Annotated in this window: 26 protein-coding genes, 1 tRNA gene and 1 other annotated feature; of the genes, 3 read left to right on the top strand and 24 right to left on the bottom strand. The window is 39.5% G+C overall.

Annotated features, from left to right (window positions below; translation table 11 throughout):
• Window positions 1-16 precede the first annotated feature (16 nt).
• The 6 genes from priA to PRK60_RS03465 all read right to left on the bottom strand — a co-directional run bounded on the left by priA (window position 17) and on the right by PRK60_RS03465 (window position 6,209).
• Window positions 17-2,446, bottom strand: a complete 2,430-nt coding sequence (gene priA, locus PRK60_RS03490) for a primosomal protein N' (RefSeq protein WP_273646331.1) — start codon at window positions 2,444-2,446, stop codon at window positions 17-19.
• Window positions 2,447-2,459: 13 nt separating this feature from the next.
• Window positions 2,460-3,662, bottom strand: a complete 1,203-nt coding sequence (gene coaBC / locus PRK60_RS03485; RefSeq protein ID WP_273646330.1) for a bifunctional phosphopantothenoylcysteine decarboxylase/phosphopantothenate--cysteine ligase CoaBC — start codon at window positions 3,660-3,662, stop codon at window positions 2,460-2,462.
• A 165-nt stretch (window positions 3,663-3,827) separates the two neighbouring features.
• Window positions 3,828-4,046 (bottom strand): DNA-directed RNA polymerase subunit omega, encoded by a 219-nt coding sequence (rpoZ, locus tag PRK60_RS03480; RefSeq protein ID WP_003717336.1) that lies wholly within the window; start codon window positions 4,044-4,046, stop codon window positions 3,828-3,830.
• Complete coding sequence (gmk, locus tag PRK60_RS03475; protein ID WP_040531401.1) at window positions 4,043-4,663, bottom strand: guanylate kinase; 621 nt, start codon at window positions 4,661-4,663, stop codon at window positions 4,043-4,045. The genes rpoZ and gmk overlap by 4 nt, the downstream gene beginning before the upstream one ends.
• Window positions 4,664-4,779: 116 nt before the next feature.
• Window positions 4,780-5,667: an IS3 family transposase gene (locus tag PRK60_RS03470; protein WP_260846181.1), complete on the bottom strand. Its 888-nt coding sequence runs from the start codon at window positions 5,665-5,667 to the stop codon at window positions 4,780-4,782.
• A gap of 8 nt (window positions 5,668-5,675) precedes the next feature.
• Window positions 5,676-6,209, bottom strand: a complete 534-nt coding sequence (locus PRK60_RS03465; protein ID WP_102169382.1) for a helix-turn-helix domain-containing protein — start codon at window positions 6,207-6,209, stop codon at window positions 5,676-5,678.
• Window positions 6,210-6,346: 137 nt separating this feature from the next.
• Here PRK60_RS03465 and PRK60_RS03460 point away from each other — a divergent pair, with 137 nt between their 5' ends.
• On the top strand, window positions 6,347-6,676 hold the full coding sequence (locus PRK60_RS03460; RefSeq protein ID WP_102168896.1) for a hypothetical protein: 330 nt from the start codon (window positions 6,347-6,349) through the stop codon (window positions 6,674-6,676).
• Window positions 6,677-6,789: 113 nt separating this feature from the next.
• Here PRK60_RS03460 and recN read toward each other — a convergent pair whose 3' ends face one another.
• The 15 genes from recN to PRK60_RS03385 all read right to left on the bottom strand — a co-directional run bounded on the left by recN (window position 6,790) and on the right by PRK60_RS03385 (window position 17,916).
• Window positions 6,790-8,472 (bottom strand): DNA repair protein RecN, encoded by a 1,683-nt coding sequence (gene recN / locus PRK60_RS03455; protein WP_102168897.1) that lies wholly within the window; start codon window positions 8,470-8,472, stop codon window positions 6,790-6,792.
• Window positions 8,473-8,934, bottom strand: a complete 462-nt coding sequence (locus PRK60_RS03450) for an arginine repressor (RefSeq protein WP_273646427.1) — start codon at window positions 8,932-8,934, stop codon at window positions 8,473-8,475. It abuts the gene before it with no gap.
• A 6-nt stretch (window positions 8,935-8,940) separates the two neighbouring features.
• Window positions 8,941-9,762, bottom strand: coding sequence for a TlyA family RNA methyltransferase (locus PRK60_RS03445; protein ID WP_273646329.1), 822 nt, complete (start codon window positions 9,760-9,762; stop codon window positions 8,941-8,943).
• Between the two features lie 8 nt (window positions 9,763-9,770).
• Window positions 9,771-10,646, bottom strand: a complete 876-nt coding sequence (locus PRK60_RS03440) for a polyprenyl synthetase family protein (protein ID WP_102168900.1) — start codon at window positions 10,644-10,646, stop codon at window positions 9,771-9,773.
• Window position 10,647: 1 nt separating this feature from the next.
• Complete coding sequence (locus PRK60_RS03435) at window positions 10,648-10,938, bottom strand: exodeoxyribonuclease VII small subunit (RefSeq protein WP_102168901.1); 291 nt, start codon at window positions 10,936-10,938, stop codon at window positions 10,648-10,650.
• Window position 10,939: 1 nt separating this feature from the next.
• Window positions 10,940-12,277: an exodeoxyribonuclease VII large subunit gene (xseA, locus tag PRK60_RS03430; protein WP_273646328.1), complete on the bottom strand. Its 1,338-nt coding sequence runs from the start codon at window positions 12,275-12,277 to the stop codon at window positions 10,940-10,942.
• A complete protein-coding gene (gene folD / locus PRK60_RS03425; RefSeq protein ID WP_273646327.1) occupies window positions 12,270-13,127 on the bottom strand; it encodes a bifunctional methylenetetrahydrofolate dehydrogenase/methenyltetrahydrofolate cyclohydrolase FolD in 858 nt (285 codons plus the stop codon). Before folD ends, xseA begins: the two co-directional genes overlap by 8 nt.
• 116 nt (window positions 13,128-13,243) lie before the next feature.
• Window positions 13,244-13,654: a transcription antitermination factor NusB gene (gene nusB / locus PRK60_RS03420; RefSeq protein ID WP_102168904.1), complete on the bottom strand. Its 411-nt coding sequence runs from the start codon at window positions 13,652-13,654 to the stop codon at window positions 13,244-13,246.
• A complete protein-coding gene (locus PRK60_RS03415) occupies window positions 13,654-14,094 on the bottom strand; it encodes an Asp23/Gls24 family envelope stress response protein (protein ID WP_102168905.1) in 441 nt (146 codons plus the stop codon). The genes nusB and PRK60_RS03415 overlap by 1 nt, the downstream gene beginning before the upstream one ends.
• Before the next feature lie 128 nt (window positions 14,095-14,222).
• Window positions 14,223-14,903, bottom strand: a complete 681-nt coding sequence (locus tag PRK60_RS03410; protein ID WP_102168906.1) for a 2'-5' RNA ligase family protein — start codon at window positions 14,901-14,903, stop codon at window positions 14,223-14,225.
• A gap of 2 nt (window positions 14,904-14,905) precedes the next feature.
• Window positions 14,906-15,982, bottom strand: a complete 1,077-nt coding sequence (locus PRK60_RS03405) for a M24 family metallopeptidase (protein ID WP_273646326.1) — start codon at window positions 15,980-15,982, stop codon at window positions 14,906-14,908.
• A gap of 119 nt (window positions 15,983-16,101) precedes the next feature.
• Window positions 16,102-16,383 (bottom strand): 50S ribosomal protein L27, encoded by a 282-nt coding sequence (rpmA, locus tag PRK60_RS03400; RefSeq protein ID WP_003717322.1) that lies wholly within the window; start codon window positions 16,381-16,383, stop codon window positions 16,102-16,104.
• A gap of 25 nt (window positions 16,384-16,408) precedes the next feature.
• Entirely contained in the window at window positions 16,409-16,735 is a 327-nt protein-coding gene (locus PRK60_RS03395) for a ribosomal-processing cysteine protease Prp (protein ID WP_273646325.1), read from the bottom strand.
• 14 nt (window positions 16,736-16,749) lie between these two features.
• A complete protein-coding gene (gene rplU, locus PRK60_RS03390; RefSeq protein ID WP_003717320.1) occupies window positions 16,750-17,058 on the bottom strand; it encodes a 50S ribosomal protein L21 in 309 nt (102 codons plus the stop codon).
• Between the two features lie 16 nt (window positions 17,059-17,074).
• Window positions 17,075-17,144 (bottom strand) — a sequence feature (ribosomal protein L21 leader region).
• A gap of 124 nt (window positions 17,145-17,268) precedes the next feature.
• Window positions 17,269-17,916 carry a TetR/AcrR family transcriptional regulator gene (locus PRK60_RS03385; protein WP_102168967.1) on the bottom strand — a complete coding sequence of 216 codons (648 nt, stop codon included), beginning with the start codon at window positions 17,914-17,916 and terminating at the stop codon, window positions 17,269-17,271.
• A 182-nt stretch (window positions 17,917-18,098) separates the two neighbouring features.
• Here PRK60_RS03385 and PRK60_RS03380 point away from each other — a divergent pair.
• Both PRK60_RS03380 and PRK60_RS03375 read left to right on the top strand, forming a co-directional pair.
• A tRNA-Arg gene (locus tag PRK60_RS03380) sits at window positions 18,099-18,172 on the top strand.
• Window positions 18,173-18,641: 469 nt separating this feature from the next.
• On the top strand, window positions 18,642-18,785 hold the full coding sequence (locus PRK60_RS03375) for a hypothetical protein (RefSeq protein ID WP_003717317.1): 144 nt from the start codon (window positions 18,642-18,644) through the stop codon (window positions 18,783-18,785).
• A 66-nt stretch (window positions 18,786-18,851) separates the two neighbouring features.
• On the opposite strand, the gene PRK60_RS03370 is transcribed toward PRK60_RS03375, so the two are convergent.
• Genes PRK60_RS03370 through PRK60_RS03360 form a run of 3 tightly spaced genes read right to left on the bottom strand, consistent with a single transcriptional unit; the run spans window position 18,852 to window position 21,247 of the window.
• Window positions 18,852-19,388, bottom strand: coding sequence for a hypothetical protein (locus PRK60_RS03370; protein ID WP_273646426.1), 537 nt, complete (start codon window positions 19,386-19,388; stop codon window positions 18,852-18,854).
• Window positions 19,372-20,373 (bottom strand): hypothetical protein, encoded by a 1,002-nt coding sequence (locus PRK60_RS03365; RefSeq protein ID WP_102168969.1) that lies wholly within the window; start codon window positions 20,371-20,373, stop codon window positions 19,372-19,374. Before PRK60_RS03365 ends, PRK60_RS03370 begins: the two co-directional genes overlap by 17 nt.
• Window positions 20,360-21,247, bottom strand: a complete 888-nt coding sequence (locus PRK60_RS03360; protein WP_102168970.1) for an exonuclease SbcC — start codon at window positions 21,245-21,247, stop codon at window positions 20,360-20,362. The genes PRK60_RS03365 and PRK60_RS03360 overlap by 14 nt, the downstream gene beginning before the upstream one ends.
• Between the last annotated feature and the right edge of the window lie 12 nt (window positions 21,248-21,259).

Here is a 21,259-nt window from a genome sequence, read left to right as displayed (position 1 = left end):
GTAAGTCATCCTTTCATTACATAAAATATTGTGGATCTGGATCAATTGAAATTTGAACATCATTTTTTCCCTTACTCTGGGTTTCTTGAAGAATTTTTTGTAAGAGCGAATGCAAATATTGATCCTGCTTATATTTGATTACAATTTGGTAGTAATATCGCCGTTTCATTCGCGCGATTGCCCGCGGCGTCGGCCCAAGAATAATTGTTGAGGGCATCAGACTTTTTGTTAGCTGTTCTTTAATTTGCGCCATTGCACGTGCAGCAACTGCTTCATCTTCATGACTCGCCATTAAGCGAACAGTGAAGTAATACGGAGGATAGCCGGCTTGGTGGCGCAATGTCATCTCCCGCTTAAAGAATCCTTCATAATCGTTTTTTTGAGCAAATTGGATAGCGTAGTGGTCAGGATTATAGGTTTGAATTACTACTTCCCCCTTCTTATCTGCTCGTCCAGCCCGTCCGCTAACCTGGCTTAGCAGGTCAAACGTTCGTTCACTTGACCGAAAATCGGGAAGTCCTAATCCAGTATCCGCGTTAAGGACTCCCACTAAGGTAACATTGGGAAAATCAAGTCCCTTAGCAATCATCTGGGTTCCCAAGAGGATATCAGCCTGATGCTGGCCAAACTGCCGCAAAAGTTTTTCGTGCATTCCTTTTCGTCTGGTGGTATCAACGTCCATCCGAATAATACGTGCTTGAGGAATTAAACTAGTCAGCTCCCGTTCGACTTTTTCTGTCCCCGTCCCGTAGTAGCGGATCTCACGACTACCACAATGAGGGCAAAAACGGGGGATCGGTTCCTCATGACCGCAATAATGACATTTCATCGTGTGACTATCCATATGGAGGGTTAAAGAAATATCACAGTTAGGGCACTTAAGGACTTCCCCACAATCACGACACATCATAAACGATGAAAAGCCCCTTCGATTAAGCATTAAAATACTTTGTTCATTTTTTGCCAATCGATCAGTTAACTTAGTTAAAAGTTCACGAGAAAAGTTACTCTCTCCCCTCTCCTTAATCTCAGGACGCATATCCACCACTTTAATGGGTGGCAAGGGACGTTTATTTACCCGGTGCTTTAATTGAAGAAGTTGGTAAACCCCCTTCATTGCTCGTGCCCGGCTTTCTAAGCTTGGGGTAGCAGATCCAAGAACAATCGGGGCATCATTATACTTTCCCCGCCACTTTGCAACTTCGCGAGCGTGATAACGAGGAGCCTCATCTTGTTTATAGCTTGATTCATGTTCCTCATCTAAAATGATCACACCAATATTAGTCAAAGGAGCAAATATCGCAGATCGCGCACCAACAACAACTTGAGCCTCTCCACGATTAATCCGTCGCCACTCGTCAAAACGCTCCCCAGCAGAAAGTCCACTATGAAGGACCGCAACTTTTGAACCAAAGCGACGACGAACCCGGTTCACGATTTGAGGAGTTAATGAGATTTCTGGAACAAGCATTAACGCTGTTTTATGATTTTGAAGTGCTTTAGCAATCGACTGGAGATAAACCTCGGTTTTCCCGCTACCCGTCACTCCTTCAAGAAGAAAAACGCGACTCTGAGAATCATCAATTGCCTGCTCAATCTTATCAGCAGCCGCTTGTTGTTCATCGTTCAAGGCTAACGGCTTAGCAAGGTGGTGATCATCTGGTAAAGGTTCCTGTCCAAGCGGTGTCCGATAAACTTCAATTGGTACCTTCGTTAACCAGCCCTTTTGAACACCAGTATTGAAAGTTGCCGCTTTTAGTCCGCTGATCCTTTCAGCATCCGCTTGCTTGATAGCTTTACCAACAATGCTTTGCAAATAAGAGAGCAAACGATTCTGCGCGCGCGCATTAGCATGGAGAGATGTTCGTGCTTCCTCAAGTTCCTCAAAATTTAATTGAGGACGGATCCCTACCGTTGTTTTGGCCTTTGCTTTGTCCGCCACTACATACTCAAAGCGAACCTTTCCCCGCTTTTGCAGTTTGAGCAGCAAACTAACTATCTGAGGATTTGATTGAACCGTTGCAAAATCCAGTTCATCTTTACCATGAAAAACATCAAAAGTAACCCGTTCATCCACCTCATCAACAATTTTAACGACTCGTGTTGACTTAGCCTTTAACATGTTGGGTAGCATTGTATAAATACTAGAAATCCAAAAAGAGTATGTCTGATCAGCAAGCCATTTGCTAAGCCTTAATAATTCATCCCCAATTACCGGTTGCAAATCCATTAGGGCATCAATTGCTTTTAACTGACCGTTATACTTCGTTGGTTGGTCAAGGCCAACAACAAACCCTTGTACCTGTCGCTTACCATTGCCAAACGGGACGACTACCCGCATCCCTAATTTAACCTGATTTTCGAGCCGAGTTGGCACTTGGTATGTATAGGGTCGATTTGTTTGCATTGTAGGAACATCAACAATTACCTGTGCTAACTGTGCCACACTCTCACTCACCTTACTTCATCTTGGTAGCAAGTAACTGAATTAGTTTGATTGCCACTTCTATCTTTTTCATTTTTGACCATTGAACTGGCTCAGTCCCTAATTGAAGAATTGTTACTTGATTTAAGTCACTGCCAAATGCTCCATTGTCCCCAGCAACACTGTTGGCAATGATTATATCAGCATTCTTACTTCTTAGCTTTTTATTAGCATTTTGTATTAGATCTGCGGTTTCCGCAGCAAAACCGACTACGAGCTGTTCTGCCCGCTTCTTTTCCGCAACCGTTTTTAAAATATCCGTTGTTTTCACTAATTGGAGTTCCAACTGTTCTTGATCATCCTGCTTCTTTATCTTTTGGTTAGCGACTTGCGCGGGACGAAAATCAGCAACTGCAGCTGCCATAATTAAAATATCAGCTGATGGAAAGAGTTCCGTCACTTTTGTCTGCATTTCCTCCGTACTTTCAACCCGATAAATACTAATTCGTGGGTGTACTGGTTGGGGAACTGAAATTTGACCAAGAACCAGTTCAACAGTAGCACCTGCATCTGCGGCCGCTTTTGCAATTGCAATCCCCATCTTGCCTGAAGAGCGATTACCAATAAAACGAACGGGATCAATTGCTTCGCGGGTTCCACCGGCAGTAATTAATACTTTTTTCCCACGAAGGCTTCCACGAGTTGAACCGTTAATTATCGACCGTAACTGACTAATAATTTCAGAAGGTTCCGGTAAACGTCCTTTCCCCCGATAACCTTCAGCGAGCATTCCAACTGCTGGCTCAATAACCGTTACCCCATCTATCCTTAATTGAGCCACATTCCGTTGAACCGCAGGATTATTCCACATATTGCTATTCATTGCTGGAACAACAACTTTAGGAACTGCTGTAGCTAAAAGAGTTGTCGATACAGCATCATCAGCGATTCCGTTCGCCATTTTACCAATAATATTAGCAGTTGCTGGTAATACGATTGCATAGTCGGACCAGTCTGCAAGCTCAATGTGAGGAACCGGAGAATTATTATCATTCCATAGGGTTGTTAGTACGGGATAGTGCGTTAGTGCATGCAACGTTGAAGGAGTTACTAGGTTAGTTGCGGACTCAGTCATCGCCACGCGAACCTGATGTCCATCTCTTTCTAAAGCACGAATTACCTCAATACCCTTATATAGAGCAATTCCTCCTGTCATATATACCGCTATTTTTGCCATCTAGCACCCTCCAATCGTTTAACTCCAAACTTGATTATATCATTCTCAATCAGTTTTTCCGTGACTTCCACAATAATTATTTAATAGAAAAAAGCATTCGTAACCCCGGTGAATTAATCATTCAGAAATTACGAATGCTTCAATATAATAGTGCCCACTTAGTAGTTAGTCTTGTAAGTCTTCAAAGTGGTCTGGATCAATTGTTACCTTATCGGCTTCAATTTCTTCCAAAGCCTTTCCAACTGGCTTACTTGAGTAGTAGTGATCAAGAAGTGGTGCAGATCCACGTTCCAATTCATGTGCTCGCTTACTTGCAAGCATTACCAAAGAGTAACGTGAATCAATTCGTTTTAACAATTCATCAACTGATGGAAAAAGAATCATTGTGCTGAATCTCCTAACATTTCAAGATAGCGTGGCATTACTCGGTTAACCCGGAGCCGTTCCGTACGAATAATGTCCTTAATTTTAGCAACAGCATTTGGTACCTTGTCATTAACAACTGCATAGTCATAATTTTGCATCATCCGAATCTCATCAAAAGCCTTTCGGATTCGCTTGTTAATAACATCCATACTGTCAGTACCACGGTGAATTAATCGTTGCTTTAGCTCATCCAAATCAGGTGGCGTTAAGAAAATAAAGACACCATCTGGGCATTTTGAACGAACTTGCATTGCACCGTTAACTTCGATTTCAAGGAAAACATCCTTCCCTGAATCTAAGGTCTCATTAACATATTTTAATGGGGTTCCATAATAGTTGTCAACATACTTTGCATATTCAAGCATTCCACCCGTTTGAATTTCGTGTTCGAATTCTTCCTTTGAAACAAAGTAGTAATCAACCCCGTTTTTTTCACCAGGCCGTGGTTGTCGTGTTGTCATCGAGATAGAATATTGAAAGTCATTGTCATTGGAATCAAAAATTGCTTTACGTACAGTACCCTTACCCACACCAGAAGGGCCAGAAAGTACAATTAACATTCCCCTTTTTGCCATGCTAATTCTCCTATTCAAATATAACGTATTATTACTATAATGCACTAAATAAACGATAAAATCAACTAGTGAAGTTGTCATGAAGTGCAACAAAAAAGTTAGACAAAATTGATTATTTAAGCTACCAAGGTATGATTTCGGTATTCAACCGGAGTCATACCTTTTGTTTTTAAGGAGATACGTTGGTAATTAAAGTAATGAATGTATTGAGCTGAGAGTGATTTTAATTCAGCTAAGTCTTTACATGGTGGGAAACCATCTAATAACTCTGTCTTAAACAGGTGAAAGAAACTCTCCATTGGTGCGTTATCATGACAATTTCCCTTACGGGACATACTTTGAATAAAGTGATTATCAGCTAACTTTTGGGTATAGTACCCCAGTTGATAGTGCCACCCCTGATCAGAATGAATAATTGGTTGAGCATTATCAGGCAGCTTTGTACATAGCTCGTTGAGAGTAGCGGTAATCAACTGTCGATCAGGATGTTGACTCAATTGGAAGGCTAAAACTTCCTTACTGGCTTCATCGATAATTGAGGAAATATAAGCCCAACTGTGATTAGCTAAGCGAACTTGAGAAACATCTGTGTGGAGGACTTGATAAGGAATGGTGGCCTGAAATTGTTGTTTTAGTAGATTATCCGCAACTGTGCCCACATTACCTTCATAAGATGAGTATTTACCACTACGGTGGCGATTATACAGTGCCACTTGAACATCTAATTTCGCCATCAACTTGTTCACCGTCATGTCCGCCAAATGAATGCCCATTGCCCGCAGTTTTTGGTTCACGCGACGATAACCGTAGGTCCATCGTCCGCGGACTTGCCCTTCTTTAGCCACGCTAAGAATCACTTGCTTAACACTCGCATATTTATCATGATGGTTAGCGATGCGCTTGCGCTCATCATGGTAAGTAGCCTTAGGAAGGTTGATTTTATGGAGAATGTCACCAATCTTATAGCGATATTTCTTCGGTAGCGATGCTTGATCTGCCCTGATCTGATCAACTATTTGCGTTTTCTCTTTGCCTTGGAGGGTCCGAACAGGGCCAACGATTTTTTTAAGATGTCACGTTCCAATTTTGTGTCATAGAGTTCTTGGCTTTTCTTGGCAAGTTCTTCTTTTAAACGTTCCACTTCAGTCTTATTAGTAAGACGACGAAGTCGTTTCTTAGTATGTTTCACCTTTGACGGCCTACCTTTCGGGTGAGGTTTCAAGGCTTCAATACCATCTCGCTTGAACTGTGACCGCCAAAGTGAAATTTGGCACGCTTGCACGTCAAATCGAGCCGCTACTTTAACCATCGATTCCTCATGAGTTTGGTAGTAGTCTATCACACTCAACTTAAAATCTGCGGTAAGGGTTCGTGGATGACGACGCCGTTTCAAGGCGTCTATCCCACTTAAGCGATATCTTTGAATCCATTTCCTGATCAGTCGGCTACTGATACTGTATTTGCGCCCCAAGGCTCGAGAACTTTGTGGAGTAGTCAGATATTCGTGGACAATTTTAGCTTTAAAGTCAGGTTTGTATTTAGTCATAAAAAGTGCCTCACAATCGTTAGAACTTTTGTCTAACAATTATGAGGCACTTCATCATTTTTTCTAAATTGGGGCTTGCATTTTTGAACGTCTGTTCGTATACTGTGATTACAAACAAACGTTCGGAGATGTGTGAAATGCAAATGGAACAATCCTTATTTAAATCAGCATCAACTATCATTAATGGCAAATTACAACAGTTATTAAATAATGACTTTTCATCTCACGGGGAATCAATTCGATTATTAACTCCCCAACCAGCAAAACAACGACTCTCTTTTCTCAATAAAACTATCAGCAACAGTTTGCAAGTGTTGGTTCAATTAATGCCTGTTAACAATGATGGCTACCCTGTTAACGTTCGTGGAACCGTTAAGAAATTAGATAGCGAACGGTACCTAATCCAAAATCAAAACGTAAGTTACGTAGTTAATTTTAATCAAATTCGTTATATCGCAAATTTTTAATTTTTCTAAATTAATAGTAAGTGAGTAAAAGAACGAGGTCAGGAAAAGCAGAAATTCCCTGTCCTCGTTCTTTTTGATCCCTAACCAAAATTATTCCACATTGCCTGCATTATCTAATCCTGTGCCATCTTTAATAACTCTTCCGCATGTTCTTTGGTTAATTTTGTTACCTTTTCACCCGATAACATCCGGGCCAATTCATTAACCCGTTGCTTATCACTAAGAATTGTCACCATTGTGGTTGTCCGCTCGTGTTTAACGTGTTTCTGAATTAAAAAGTGGTGTTGAGCCACCGCAGCAACTTGTGGCAGGTGAGTAATGCAAAGAACCTGTGACTTATTTGCAATTACCTTAATTTTATCCGCAATTGCTTGAGCAACACGACCACTAACTCCGGTATCTACCTCATCAAAGATAATACTCGTCACACCTTCATTTTGCGCAAAGATTGTTTTAAGAGCAAGCATCACCCGTGAAAGTTCACCACCAGAAGCAATTCGTGCTAACGGGCCCATTGTTTCTCCAGGGTTGGTCTGAATATAAAATTCAACCTCATCAATTCCGTTTGGGGTAAAGTGAGCTCGTGACTGTTTTGCAAAGTGAACTTCAAAAACCGCCTTATCCATATAAAGTTCCTTTAACTGCTGGTGAACTAGTTTAGTTAACCGGTGAGCTGCCTGTTGGCGGACCTGACTTAGCTGTTGACCAGTCTTAATTAATTTTTCTTCAGCGGTTGACAGGCGTTCCTCTAAATCGCTGTTTGAATCTGCAGCTTCTTCCATTGAATCTAGTTCTTGCTTAATTTGATCATAGTAATCAAGAACGTCCTTAACACTATCACCATACTTATGCTCTAAATCGCCAATCATAGTTAATCGTTGATCTATCTCACTAAGGCGGTCATCATCGAACTCCAATAAGTCCAGTTGTTGACTAGCTTCTGTGGCAACATCTTGAAGAGCATAGTAGGCATCATTCAACGATTTACTTAACGAATCATACGCGCCATCGAATTCTGCAATTTCGTTAATTGAATTCATAACGGTTGCAATTTGATCAAGAACTGCTCCCTGGTCACCACCATTGAACACCGTGACTGCCTGTTGAAGCGCATTGTTAATCTGTTGAAAATGTTCTAAACGATCTCGTTCACTTGTTAACTGCTCTTCCTCATCAGCCTTTAGATTAGCCTCCGCAATCTCGTTAACTTGGTAGCGAAGCATATCTAAGCGTTGGGCCCATTGCTGTTCATTATTTTGTTTTTTACTAACTGCTGCTTTTAATTTTACATAATCTTGGTACTCATTTTGGTAGCGAGTTAATAATTCCTGAACCTCATTATGAGCAAATTGGTCCAGCATTCCGAGATGCATTTCTGGCTGTAATAATAACTGATGCTCATTTTGTCCCTGAATATCCACTAATCGCGAACCAATTTGGCGTAAAGTTGCTGTATTAATTAACTGACCATTAACCCGGATAACATTTCGCCCACGACGATAAATTTCGCGTGAAATAATCAGAATTCCATCTTCATGATCAATTCCTAATGAATCTAATAAATGATTAAACTCTGGATCTTGAGGAAGAGCAAACTGTCCTTGAAGAGATAGCTTATCGGCGCCACGGCGAATATATTCTTGAGAACCACGGCCACCTGCTAGCAATCCTACGGCGTCAATAATGATGGACTTTCCGGCACCGGTTTCCCCTGTTAGAACAGTCATTTGATCAGAGAAATCCAGTGACAGATGCTTTATAATTGCTAAATTATCAATTGTTAATTCTTGTAACATTTAGTCACCTTGATTCATCAGATTTTGAAACATCTCTTCAACATTAACTGCTGCATCAGCTGACCGACAAACAACAAGGACCCCTGCATCATCACCAATTACCGAAAAAACGTCATCAATTTCTAACTGCCGAATCAAGCTTGCCATTACTGGCCCATTCCCCGGACGCATAACAATAGATAAAAATTGTGTTTGCCGTTCTAAAGAAAGCATGTTGTTAGACAATTCAGTACTTAATCTGGTTTGATTATCAATGTTTCCTTGTGCAGGCAGGGCATAGCGATACCCACCATCATTGGAGGGGACCTTAACCAATTGCAATTCTTTAATATCACGTGAAATTGTCGCCTGAGTTGCGCGGGCACCACGAACCATTAATGCAGCAACTAAATCATCCTGCCGTTCAATTTGACTTTTAGTAATAATTTCCCGAATTAACTGTTGACGCTCAACCTTTCTCATCATTTTTCACTCCTTATGGTTAAGTTCTTCATCAGCATGAGCCAATACTTGATCAATATTAACCTGTTCCGCGATTTTACCAGGCTGTCCTGTTAATTTTAAATGAACAAGAAACTCAATATTTCCTTGGCCACCCTTAATTGGTGAAAAGTCCAAATTAAGAATATCAAAGCCATCTTCCCGAGCAAAGGAAAGAACATCTTCAAGGACCTCCCGATGAACAGCATGATCCTTGATGATTCCATGTTTGCCTACTTTTTCTTTTCCTGCCTCAAATTGTGGCTTAATCAATGCCACTACTTCCCCACCAGGAATAAGGATTTTTGCTAACGGTGGGAGTATTAAGCGCAAAGAAATAAACGAAACATCAATCGAAGCAAACTCAGGCTGACCATGATCAAAATCAGCTAGTTTACTGTACCGAAAATTAGTTTGCTCCATAACAACCACTCGTGGATCCTCACGAAGCTGCCACACAAGTTGATTTGTTCCAACATCAAGTGCATAACTTAGCTTTGCCCTATTTTGCAGCATCACATCGGTAAAACCACCAGTTGAAGAACCAATGTCTAACACCGTCTTATCTTTAACACTAATACCAAAGACCTTTAGTGCCTTGGCCAATTTTAACCCGCCACGACTAACATATGGCATCTTATGCCCCTTCATATGCAGCGTTGTGGTTACAGGGATCTTTTCTCCTGGTTTATCTAAGCGTTCGTTATTCTTTCCTAATATTTCACCAGCCATCACAGCTCGCTTTGCTTGTTCACGAGAGTCAAAAAGCCCTTGTTTTACAAGCAAAATATCAACACGTTGTTTTTCCATTGTTACCCTCACAATTTAAAATATGCTAAAAACTGATCATAAGCACTAAAATCACAGCCGGTTTTCTCAGTCAGCTTTCTTTGGCTCTCCTTAGCCTGCTTCAATGCTAAATGGAGTTGTTTCTCGGCTCCCTGAACACCCAGTAATCCCGGATAGGTATTCTTATGTTCTCCAGCATCTTTATGAACAGCTTTTCCCATCTGTTTTGCCGTACCAATAACATCCATTAAATCATCATAGATTTGGAAAGCCAGCCCAAACTGGGCACCAAAATCAGTAAGAAGCTTCTGAGTAGATGAATCTTGCTTTGTAATAATTCCACCAGCTAAAACAGCATAACTTAAAAGAGCCCCTGTCTTTTGACGATGAAGGTAACGTAATTGCTCAAGAGTTAGATTTTGGTGCTCTCCTTCAATATCTCGAGCCTGCCCAGCAACCATTCCCGCAGGACCGGCCGCTTTAGCAAGTGCCAGTGTCAATTTTGCTTGTGTTTCCGTTGACAATTGGTTATCCGTTAACCATTGAAATGCCATGGTCAACAAACCATCTCCTGCGAGAGTAGCCATTCCTGCCCCGAATTTCTTATGGTTAGTTGGCTTACCCCGACGCAGATCATCATTATCCATTGCCGGTAAATCGTCATGAATTAGTGAATACGTATGAAGCAATTCAACGGCGGTTGCCGCTTTCATTACATCCTGATTAAGTTGCCCGCCAAATATTTGAACAGTCGCCAATGTTAATGCTGGACGCAATCTTTTACCACCAGCATTAACAGAATATTCCATTGATGATGCCAACGTTGTTTGATCAATATCAGAAGCCATCTGCTGCTCCAGGAATTGATCAATTTGTTCTTTTAATTCCTTAAGTTCAAGCATCAAATTACTCCTCTAGCGGTTCATCATCACTGCCATAGCCACGATTGCCACCACCATTATTGCTTGGATCATCTGTCGCTTTCTCGTACTGTTTCTCATTGCCTTCGTCATCAATTAGACTTCCTAATGTTTTTTCAGCACTGGTTAACTTTTTTTGAAGTGCCCGCGCCAACTCAATTCCATCTTTATATTGAGTAAGTGCCTCCTCCAACGGAACATTTCCTTGCTCCAAGTGACTAACAATTTGTTGAAGTTGGCTTAATTGTTCCTCAAATGTTGCTTTTTTCTCTGCCATTTTAGTTCTCCTTTGTGTTAATGATCTTTGCTGTTGCTTTTCCATCATTAAAATGAAGGCTTACCTGCTGACCAGTTTTCAATTCTTTAACTGTATTAACAACTGAATTACGGTAGGTAACATATGAATATCCACGTCCCATAATCTTCAACGGGCTTAAAGAATCTAACTGCTGAATCAGGCTCATTACTTGCTGCTGGCGCTGTTGCTGACTATTTTTGGCACTACTTAGCAACCTGTTCTGAAGTTGAGTAACCGTTTCTTGTGCCCATTCAATTGTATGCTGAGGAGAGTTAATTTGTAACCTTCCTTGTAGTTGTTGAACACGGTTTAACCGATCCTTAACAAGATTATCAACATCGTTTTCTAAGGTTTGTGTTAATTGATCTAGCTTCTGAGCATAATTTTCATATAGCCTGCTTGGTTGCTGAAAAATATAACTTTGCAATTGTTTTTGTAATTGTTTTCGGTCAAAATCAATCAATTTTTTCATTGTACTATTTAAACGAACTTGATCATCTTGAATAGTCATTAAAACATCTGCAAGGCGATTGGGAGTCGCTAATTCTGCCGCTGCAGTTGGCGTAGCTGCCCGTTGATCGGCAACTAAATCAGCAATAGTGGTATCAGTTTCATGACCAACCGACGAAATCACTGGAATATGGCTGTTAGCGATTGCTCGCGCAACAATTTCTTCATTAAAGGGCCATAAATCTTCCAACGATCCACCACCACGACCAATAATCATTGTGTCAAAATTTCCTATCTGGTTTGCCCGGTTAATTTGACGAGCAATATCAGCGGCAGCCTTATCACCTTGAACAACAGTCGGGAATAGAACGACCTGGGCGATTGGATAACGGCGACGAACCGTTGTGTTAATATCACGAATTACCGCACCATCTAAACTAGTTACAACAGCAATTCTTTTAGGAAATTGCGGAATTGGTCGGGGAATTTGGTCAAAGAGTCCTTCAGCCCCCAATTTCTTTTTTAACTGTTCAAATTGGAGGTAAAGAGCACCAAGCCCATCTGGCTCCATTCGGTCAACGTAAATCTGATATCGACCGCTTTTTTCATAGAGACCAATATGACCAACAACTAAAATCTTCATCCCAGTTTCAGGACGAAAATTTACTTGACGAAATTGACGTTCAAACATTACAGCATCAATAACTGCATTTTCATCTTTAATACTAAAATATTGATGGCGTTGTCGAAGACGAAAATTTGAAAGTTCACCAGTCAAATAAACGGTTTTTAAGTAAGGATCACGATCAAATTTTTGTTTTAGATAACTCGTTAATTCACTAACTGTTAAGTACTGACTTCTATCCATTATGACTCCACTCCGTAAGATCAACGGTTTGTTCCATTAGTGTCGCAATCGTCATCGGACCAACACCACCCGGAACAGGAGTAATCATTTTGGCAACAGGAGCAACACTTTCAAAATCAACGTCCCCCGTCAGTGTCTTATCTTTTAAGCGGTGAATGCCAACATCAATTACAATTGCACCCTTTTTGACCATTTCACCGGTAATTAAGTGCTTAGCTCCTGCCGCAACAACAAGGACATCGGCTTGTCTAGTTATTTCACTAAGATTTCTAGTATGACGATTAGCAACTGTAACTGTCGCATTAGCATTTTCAAGTAACGTTGCCATCGGTTTACCAACAAGAATACTCCTGCCGATAACGACTGCACGGGCTCCTTCCAAATTCACTTGGTAATGTTTCAAAAGGCTCATGATACCACGCGGTGTACAACTAACCGGGTAGTTCTCCTTAATATTGTTATATAGGCAGCCAACATTAAATGGATGGAATCCGTCAACATCTTTACGCGGATCAATCGCATTCAGGAGTTCATTTCCATCTAGGTGATCAGGCAATGGCTCCTGAATAAGAATCCCATTAATTAATTTGTCTTCATTAAATTGACGAATATCATGCAAAAGTTCTTCTTGACGAACATCTTCTGGATAGACCGAAAGCACAGAATGAATTCCTAATTTTTTGGCCTTTTTATCCTTCATTCGGGTATAAATTTTACTGGCCGGGTCATCACCGACCAAAATTACTGCCAAGCCGGGAATAATCCCTTCATTGGCTAAGCGGGCTACTCGTTCCGCAGTATTTTCATTAATTTCTTTTGCCACTGCACGGCCGTCAATTAGTATCGCCATTCTGCCATTCTCCTTTTCCAATTTACCTAAAAATATTTTACCATATCAATACCAAAAGAAGTTTAAAGCAAAAGAGAGTTTGCATTTTTACTGCATTCTCTCCCTTAAACCAATATTTAGTTACTCTCTAATTGGCGTTCAAACTTGCCTAATGCACCATTGATAAACTTACGGGACTTATCATTACTGTATGTTTTAGCTAATTCCAATGCTTCATTAATTGCTACAACAGTTGGTACTTCATCTACAAATTGAATCTCATATAAAGCCAAACGCAAAATTACCAAGTCTGTTTGGGCAAGACGATTAATTTCCCAACCACTAGCTAAAAGTTGCGTAATTTGCTCATCAAGTTTTTCTTGATGTTCAGTAACTCCTTCAACTAACGTTTGTAAGTATGCTGGAATTTTATCAGCATGGCTTGGTAATGATTCATAAATATCGGTTAACGTTGCGTCTGGATTTGATTGCTTAGCAAATAAAATTTGAAAGGCTTCTTCACGAACTGCGTGTCGATTTGGCATCATTATTTTTCACCAGCCTTATCATCTTCGTGTTCTCCAAAAATATCATCCGGATCCACTGTTTGTTCTTCCTTCTTTTGAACAATTCCTTTAACGTGAATATTAACTTCACTAACATTTAGATCAGTCATCAACGTTACTTGTTGTTTTACCCGGTCTTGAATCTTTGCAGCGAGCTTAGGAACTGAAACACCATAATCAATATAAACATCAATATCGATAGTTAAATTATCATTCTGGCTAGTTAACTTAACTCCACGACGCTGATCAGACCGTCCTAATAATTCACCAAAACTATTGGCAAGCGAACCGTACATTTTTGAAACACCGTCAATTTCACTTGCAGCAACGCCAGCAATAATCTCAACAACACGAGGTGCTACTTCAATCGTACCGAGAGATTGATCTTCACTGCTCAAGATGATCTTTGAATCTTCTGCCATTATAAGTCCTCCATTTTATAGTATTTCAGTATATTAACTACTAATTATTTTAGTGGTTTTACAATAATCTTCATCGAAGTATCTCAGTATTATTTTGCACTATCTATTAGAAAAAAGCAACAATCCACTCAAGTGGTTTTGAGCGAGAAGCGTTCTATCAGGTGTGGCCGACGATTGTACCAATCATGAATTACTAAATCAACTTCACTAGTTCGGAAGTCACCGAATTCAACAGTATGAAAATTGTTAATTTCATTTAAAAATTCTTGCGGGTGAATAAGATTCTTTTTAAATCTCGCAACTGTTGCATGACCAGAAGAGGTTGCGTAACGTTCATCCAATACTAATCCGTTCTTAAGGAAGTTCGTCCTTAAATCATTACGAAGCTGCTGTAATTCTGAAGAATAAAAGCCCTTAACAAGAACTGCTCCCGGACTACAAATCAATCCAGCCAGATGCCAATTAATTGCATTAACATTTTCAATCGTTTTCTGAATAACTCGCTGATAGTTAATTAACTCTTCTTTGGTCATACGAAAGTCAGAAACAGCCCACCGAATATCCATCACAGTAATATGGATAGTATTAGCTGTGTAATAATATTGATACGGTTCCCGTCTTTCAAGCTCATTTAGTACAAAATTAATGTTTCTGGTAACGTGAGCTGGTAGTTTAATAAGTAGGGTTAGCCCTTGCCTGGAATCGGCTTCTAAATTTTGCAAATTAGGATCAAGCTGTTCTTGGTGAGTCCTAATCGCCTGAATTCCTTGCTGTTCAATCTGGGTATAAAGTTGATTCAGTTTATCCATTGCTAGTCCCCAACAATAATCAATTCTGTTGGCGCAGTCGTGATCACTTCTGCACCACCATGAGTCACAATAATATCATCTTCAATTCGAACACCACCAATTTGGGGAATGTAGATCCCTGGTTCAACCGTAATCACTTCATTATTTTTTAGTTTGACCCTTGTTGTTCCTGGCGCATACGTTGCCGGTAGCTCATGGACAGCTAAACCAATGCCATGTCCCATTCCATGATTAAATTCATCACCGTAGCCAGCTTCTTCGATTAATGCACGACCGTACGCATCCAGTTCATCACCATGGGTACCAACTTTGGCATGATCGATCACTAACTGACGAGCTTCATTCACAATCTTATAAACATCACGGAGTTCAGGATCAATTGAGCCAACAGCAAAGGTTCTTGTCATATCTGCGGTGTAGCCATCAAGGTAGTAACCAAAATCTAATGTCACAACATCCCCATCAGCAATCGGCTTACTTGAAGCAGTTGCATGCGGTTTTGCGGAATTAACTCCACTAGCAACAATTGTTGGAAAAGATGATCCTGAAGCACCTTGCATCTTCATCCAGTAATCAAGCTTAATTGCTAATTCACGTTCTGTTATCCCTGGATGAACGATCGAGAGAACGTAGTCATATCCTGCTGATTGTAATTCAGCGGCAGCACGAAGCTTACTAATCTCAGTGCTATCTTTAACTAACCGCATTTTTTCTATCAAATGATGAAAAGGAACGATATCAGACGTCATCAGTTCATCAAGAACATCAAAAAGATAATAGGGAATAGTATCTTCATAGCCGAGGACCGTTAAGTCGAGCCCCTCGCAAATTTTATTAACGGCACCATAATAATCCCGACTAATCGTTGCAACAACTTCATCAGATTCAAATTCTTCTAAGGCTAACTGATACCGTTCGTCAGTAATAATAATGGCATTTTGCGGCGTCACTAGTAAGCATCCATCCCCCTGAAGGAGGTTAAATCCTGTTAGATAATAAATGTTTTTTTGATCAGTTACTAAAAAGGCATCAATGTATAATTTTTCAAACTTCTTTTGTAATTTACTGATTTTTGACATTAGCTGATTCCCCCATTTCTGATTTAATTCTATTATAGGTAATTTTGATAATTAATGACGAGGGGTAATATTTAAAAATAAAAAAGACCGAACCATTAAAGGCACGGTCCCCATATGTTTTATTCGGCAACTGGGTAAACAGAAACCTTCCGCTTGTCACGGCCAAGACGTTCAAACTTAACTCGACCAGCAACCTTAGCGTAAAGGGTATCGTCACCACCACGGCCAACGTTTTCACCAGGGTTAATGTGAGTACCACGTTGACGGTAAATGATTGAACCAGCTGTAACGATTGAACCATCAGCAGCCTTAGTACCAAGACGACGACCAGCTGAGTTCCGACCGTTAGCAGTGGAACCGCCCCCTTTGTGGTGAGAGAAGAATTGTAAATTCATAATCATAGTTGTTCACCTCCAGCAAATATTTTTAATTTTCAAACATTTTTATTTCAATGTTTTGAGGATAACTTTCTGCAATATCATTCATTCCATTGAAGAATGTCTGCATAATAATCTGAGCATCATGAGCCAAACTAATATCAGTAACATCGAGAAAGCCACCATTATCATCATCACTATCAACATTCGGCTTGGTTTTAGCAACCTGCGTCAAACCATTAATAGTAGATATCGATAAAGCAGATGCAGCAGCACAAACAATATCCTGACCATAAAGACCAGCATCGGCATGCCCTGCCATCTGAAAAGCGGTAATTAGGTGATCCGAATTTAAATTAAAAGTTACCCGAATCATTATTTACCTCCGCATTAAGCATTGATCTTGTTAACAGTAACCTTAGTGTATGGTTGACGGTGACCTTGCTTAGTGTGGGTGTGCTTCTTAGGTTTGTACTTGAAAGTAACAACCTTCTTTTCCTTACCTTGCTTATCAACAGTAGCTTCAACTGATGCGCCATCAACTAATGGAGTACCAATCTTAGTGCTATCGCCACCAACAAAGACAACTTGATCAAAAGTAACCTTGTCGCCTTCCTTAGCATCAAGCTTTTCAACGTAGATGGATGAACCTTCTTCTACCTTGTATTGCTTACCGCCAGTTACGATAATTGCGTACATAAATTTGTGCACCTCCTTAATTTCTAAGACTCGCCGAACCAAGCAGCAAATGCTTTAAACTTGGCAGCGTGCGGTTGTAGTTGTTAGGTCACAAATACAACAGTTGCATAATATCAAAAATCAACTAATTAGTCAACCATAACTTTTATAGAGTTCAAAAAGGGAGTGTCAGCTGACTAATTGCCATTCTGACGCTCCCTAAATTAAGATTCATTGAATATCCTGTAATGCTGGCTCAGCCTCATGACTAAAGAAGTCAAGTAAGAGGATATTGTTAGAATCTAACTGATCAAGCATCTTCCCCACGCTTTGAGTCATGTATCGTGATGTATAAATCATACCGTCTTTTAGCCAATGACTTATTATCCCAAGAAGTGCTGAATCAATGAAGGAGATCTGCAAATTCAAGGGAACTTTTGGTTGCTCATCTGATTCAGCCATCACGGTGTAAAACCTTGATAGCTGTTCAGATAACCGATCATAAAGTTGTTCATAAAAGAAGTCATTTCGTTCGTTGTTCAGTAATACATCAAAAATATCAGCTTCACTTTCAATATACTGAAACGCCTTCTGGAGTGAGAACACCTGCACCGTTTGCCCTTTAGAAAAACTAAGGTCCTCACTCTCTACCATCACTTGATCAAAGAATTCATCAAGAATCTCATTAATCGCTGATCTGATGAAGTCCTTCTTATCTTTATAGTGAAGATAGAAAGTTCCCCGGGTGATGTTGGCGGTTTCAGTAATTTTTTGAACGCTGATGTCTTCTAATTTTTCTCTTCGCATTAGATAAACTAGTGCTTTACGAAGACTATTCCGTGTCTTCACCACACGTGGATCTGTCTTATTACCTGCCATAAATCATCATCCCTTCGATTTCAGCTTAAGTTCCCCTCGCTTTCGTACTTCTACTAATTTAAAGTATAGGTTTTGAAAGCGGTTCAGTCAAACAATCAAAGTAATCATTCTATAAAAAATGCAATATATTTTCAAACCACATTGACAATTATGGACGTAAAATTATATACTATAACCTGTCTGAAACGGTAGCTCAACTGGATAGAGCATCGGTCTTCTAAACCGAGGGTTGAGGGTTCAAGTCCCTCTCGTTTCATTAAATAGTACGTTAGAAGTCTGTTATATCAGGCTTCTTTTTTATTTTGTGTGCAGATAGTGTATAGAACAAAAATAGCATTTCCTTTAAAATAGGAAGTGCTATTTTTTACACTAAATATCATCTACGTGAGCAACTTGACAGTCCTAGAATGACTATATTTCATTTCCTGAAATATTTTTTAATATATGATTAATTTATCAATCTATTAGCTATCTTTTCAACTAATTAAGTATTAAACAAATAATATGCTCAGGATATAAGCAGTCTTCAATAATTTAATAATAATCTATTGATAACTCAAAAGAATCCAGGGTCAGTGATAGTTAAACCTTTCATGCTAAATCTTCTAAAATTGATAATATTTTAAACATTTAATAAAGATTAGGTCAGTTTATTAGTTATTAATTGCAAAATAATGAAAAAGTCTAATAATAAAAATAGAGAATGCTTTTTGAGGTGATTTATCATGTTACCATTCTTTGTTATTATAATAATTTTAATTGGTTCAGTTGTTGGTCAAATTATGTTTGGTAACAAAGCCGATAATGATGATCAAGCAGCTGGTAAACATGTTGCTTCTCGTAACAGTTATAATAGTCGGAAAGCATGATCGTTTTCGATTCAACAAAAAAGAGGACTGGCAAACTGTCAGCCTTTTTTTTTGCTATTAATGATTTTAATTTTTTACCCAATAAGTTCGTTGCTGTTCAATTAATTCTTTATACTTAGTAGTAACTTCTTCGCCACTAAATTCTAAATCAACCAGCCCCCACTTTATTAGGAGATGCCAAGCATGGCGAAAGCTTTCCTGACGATGATTATAGTAAGCATCGTTAAGAAAGTGTTTAATCGCTAAGTATTGCTTATTAAGGTCGGCAAGTTTCGTTGTTGGTTTAGTCCGTTGAATTAAATCCCATTGTTTTTGATCCATAACAATCAAATGTGTCCACTGCTGCTTTGCACTGAACAGCAACAACAATTCAAGTGATTGCAAGTAATGTTTAAGTGACTTCTCGGGATCTTTCTTGGGCTGATCAAGAACTTTAAACCAGCCATTACTGTTCGCAAGCTTTGCTAGTTCTACATCTAATGCAACGAAGATTGTTTGCTTGCGCGTTTCTGGACCAATCGTCAGCTCCTTTGCCTCATCCACATCGAGTTCCAAATCAATTACTTGATGTAATAATGTTGTCCAATTAATCAATCTTCTCATCATCCTCAAGAACTGGCTCATCGGTTATCGTCTCATCCTGTTCAACTTGTTCATCATCGGCAAACATTAACGGATCCGACTTAACCGCTAATTCATCACGATTGCTTAGGTACCAATCACGAATTAGTTGGTAATGAAGTAACAGGTCAAAGAATGAAACTTGGGCGTCAGGATCTTGAACAGAGAAGAACCATTGTTGACTGTAGTCATCAGGATCAAACGAAAGATCAAGATTAACCTGACGTTCAAGCCGTAATTCAGCACCATTATTCTTTGGCAAATTAAATAGCATGTAGTCAGTTTCGGCAGTAGCAACGAATAACCGATCGATTACGGTTAATGACAGTTCAGGCTGAGCTAAATCATAGTGTTGTTGGTTACTTGTACCAAGGATTCCCCGATCAATTACAAAATTCAAATCATCATGGAGTGCTTGCGCAAACAGCAATAACGGTTTGATTGCTGAGCGTAAGTCGAGATCCGAATACTTTTTTAACCCATTAATGATAAAGTAGTTTACCAATGCCTTATTATTAAATCGCAACATTTGATGTTTGAGGTTTAGAGAAAAAATCGGCTCATTATCATTAACATCGGTAAAGGCCGCATTTCCTTCCGCATCCTTAATAAAATGAAAGAGGACCTTTTCACCTAATGAAGAAATCGTTGCATAAAAACGATGACTTGTTGGATCTTCAGTAATTTTGAACTCTGCATTAGCGTGCATTTCCAGCAATCGTCCCATTAATAGCAAATAATAATCCGCAGTCTGATAGTGTTGAGGAAACTTAACAAACGCGTCCTCTAAATCTAAATTTACTAAATCGTTTGTTGCCGTAAGAAGATCATGAGCATCTTCAGTTTGGGCTAGTTTAGTTAGTAATTTAACGTAATGTTGACCAATTTCCAGACCGTGCTCAAAAGAATGGGCCAAGGCATTTAACTGTTCAGATGGTTGATTCAACATTTGCTTATTGTTCATCATCTGTCACCTGCTTTTCTTGGTCATCAGATAAGCTCTTAATGTAGTTAGCGTATAAATTACGGTTAGCTAATTCAAAGTCTTCAAAGGAACCAAACGTGTCTAAAATGCCCTTTTGCTCATAGCTCAGAATCGTATTTTCTTTTGAAAGCGATAGAACTACCTGCTCATTGTCCTTGATTGTTTGCGTAGCTGTTCGCGATTCTTCCTCTTCATCTTCTAACTTTTGAAGAGCATCAACAAGGCTTTGCCGGCTTTCCTTGTTCTTAGTACTTTCCCAAATTCCTGAACGTGAACTAACATCCTTTAGTTGCTCTTGTAACTTAGTTCGCTGCTCTTCACGTTCACGCTGATGATCGATTAAGTCTTGTAGCCGATCATTTTCAGCAGAGATTTTATCAATCTTATCGCTATTGTATCGCTTATTATCACGGGACAATTCGAATGTCTTCTTCAGTTTATCGTATTCATCATTATTAAACAGGAAGCGAACGTTGAGAACGTCCAATTCACCAAATTCACGGCGATCCCACCAATTACCAAAGTAGATCCGATAATGACCAGTCTCATATTCCTCATAATAAAAGAATGGATACTTCTTTCCTAAATAATCAATTAATTTAATACTTAAGAAGTTGCTTAAGTAATTAGTAATGTCATCAACTAGACTCATCACGCTTTGGTTGTTGGGTTGTTGCTCCCGATGTTCAATCTCCTTAGCATAACGTTGATTATCCAATAACTGATAGATTTTTTTATCATGGTGATCTTTTACTGCTTCGTCCACTTGGCGCAGGAAGGAAACCTTTTCAGCAATCCGCTGATTAATAATTCCACTTACGTCATGAGCAGCTTGTTCGTGTCCTGAAATTGCCATTATGCACCGCTC

This window comes from Limosilactobacillus portuensis (genome assembly GCF_028607025.1).
GTDB classification, from domain to species: Bacteria; Bacillota; Bacilli; order Lactobacillales; family Lactobacillaceae; genus Limosilactobacillus; species Limosilactobacillus portuensis.
The sequence above is the reverse complement of the archived record's forward strand: the minus strand, read 5'-3'. Positions and strand labels throughout refer to the sequence as shown.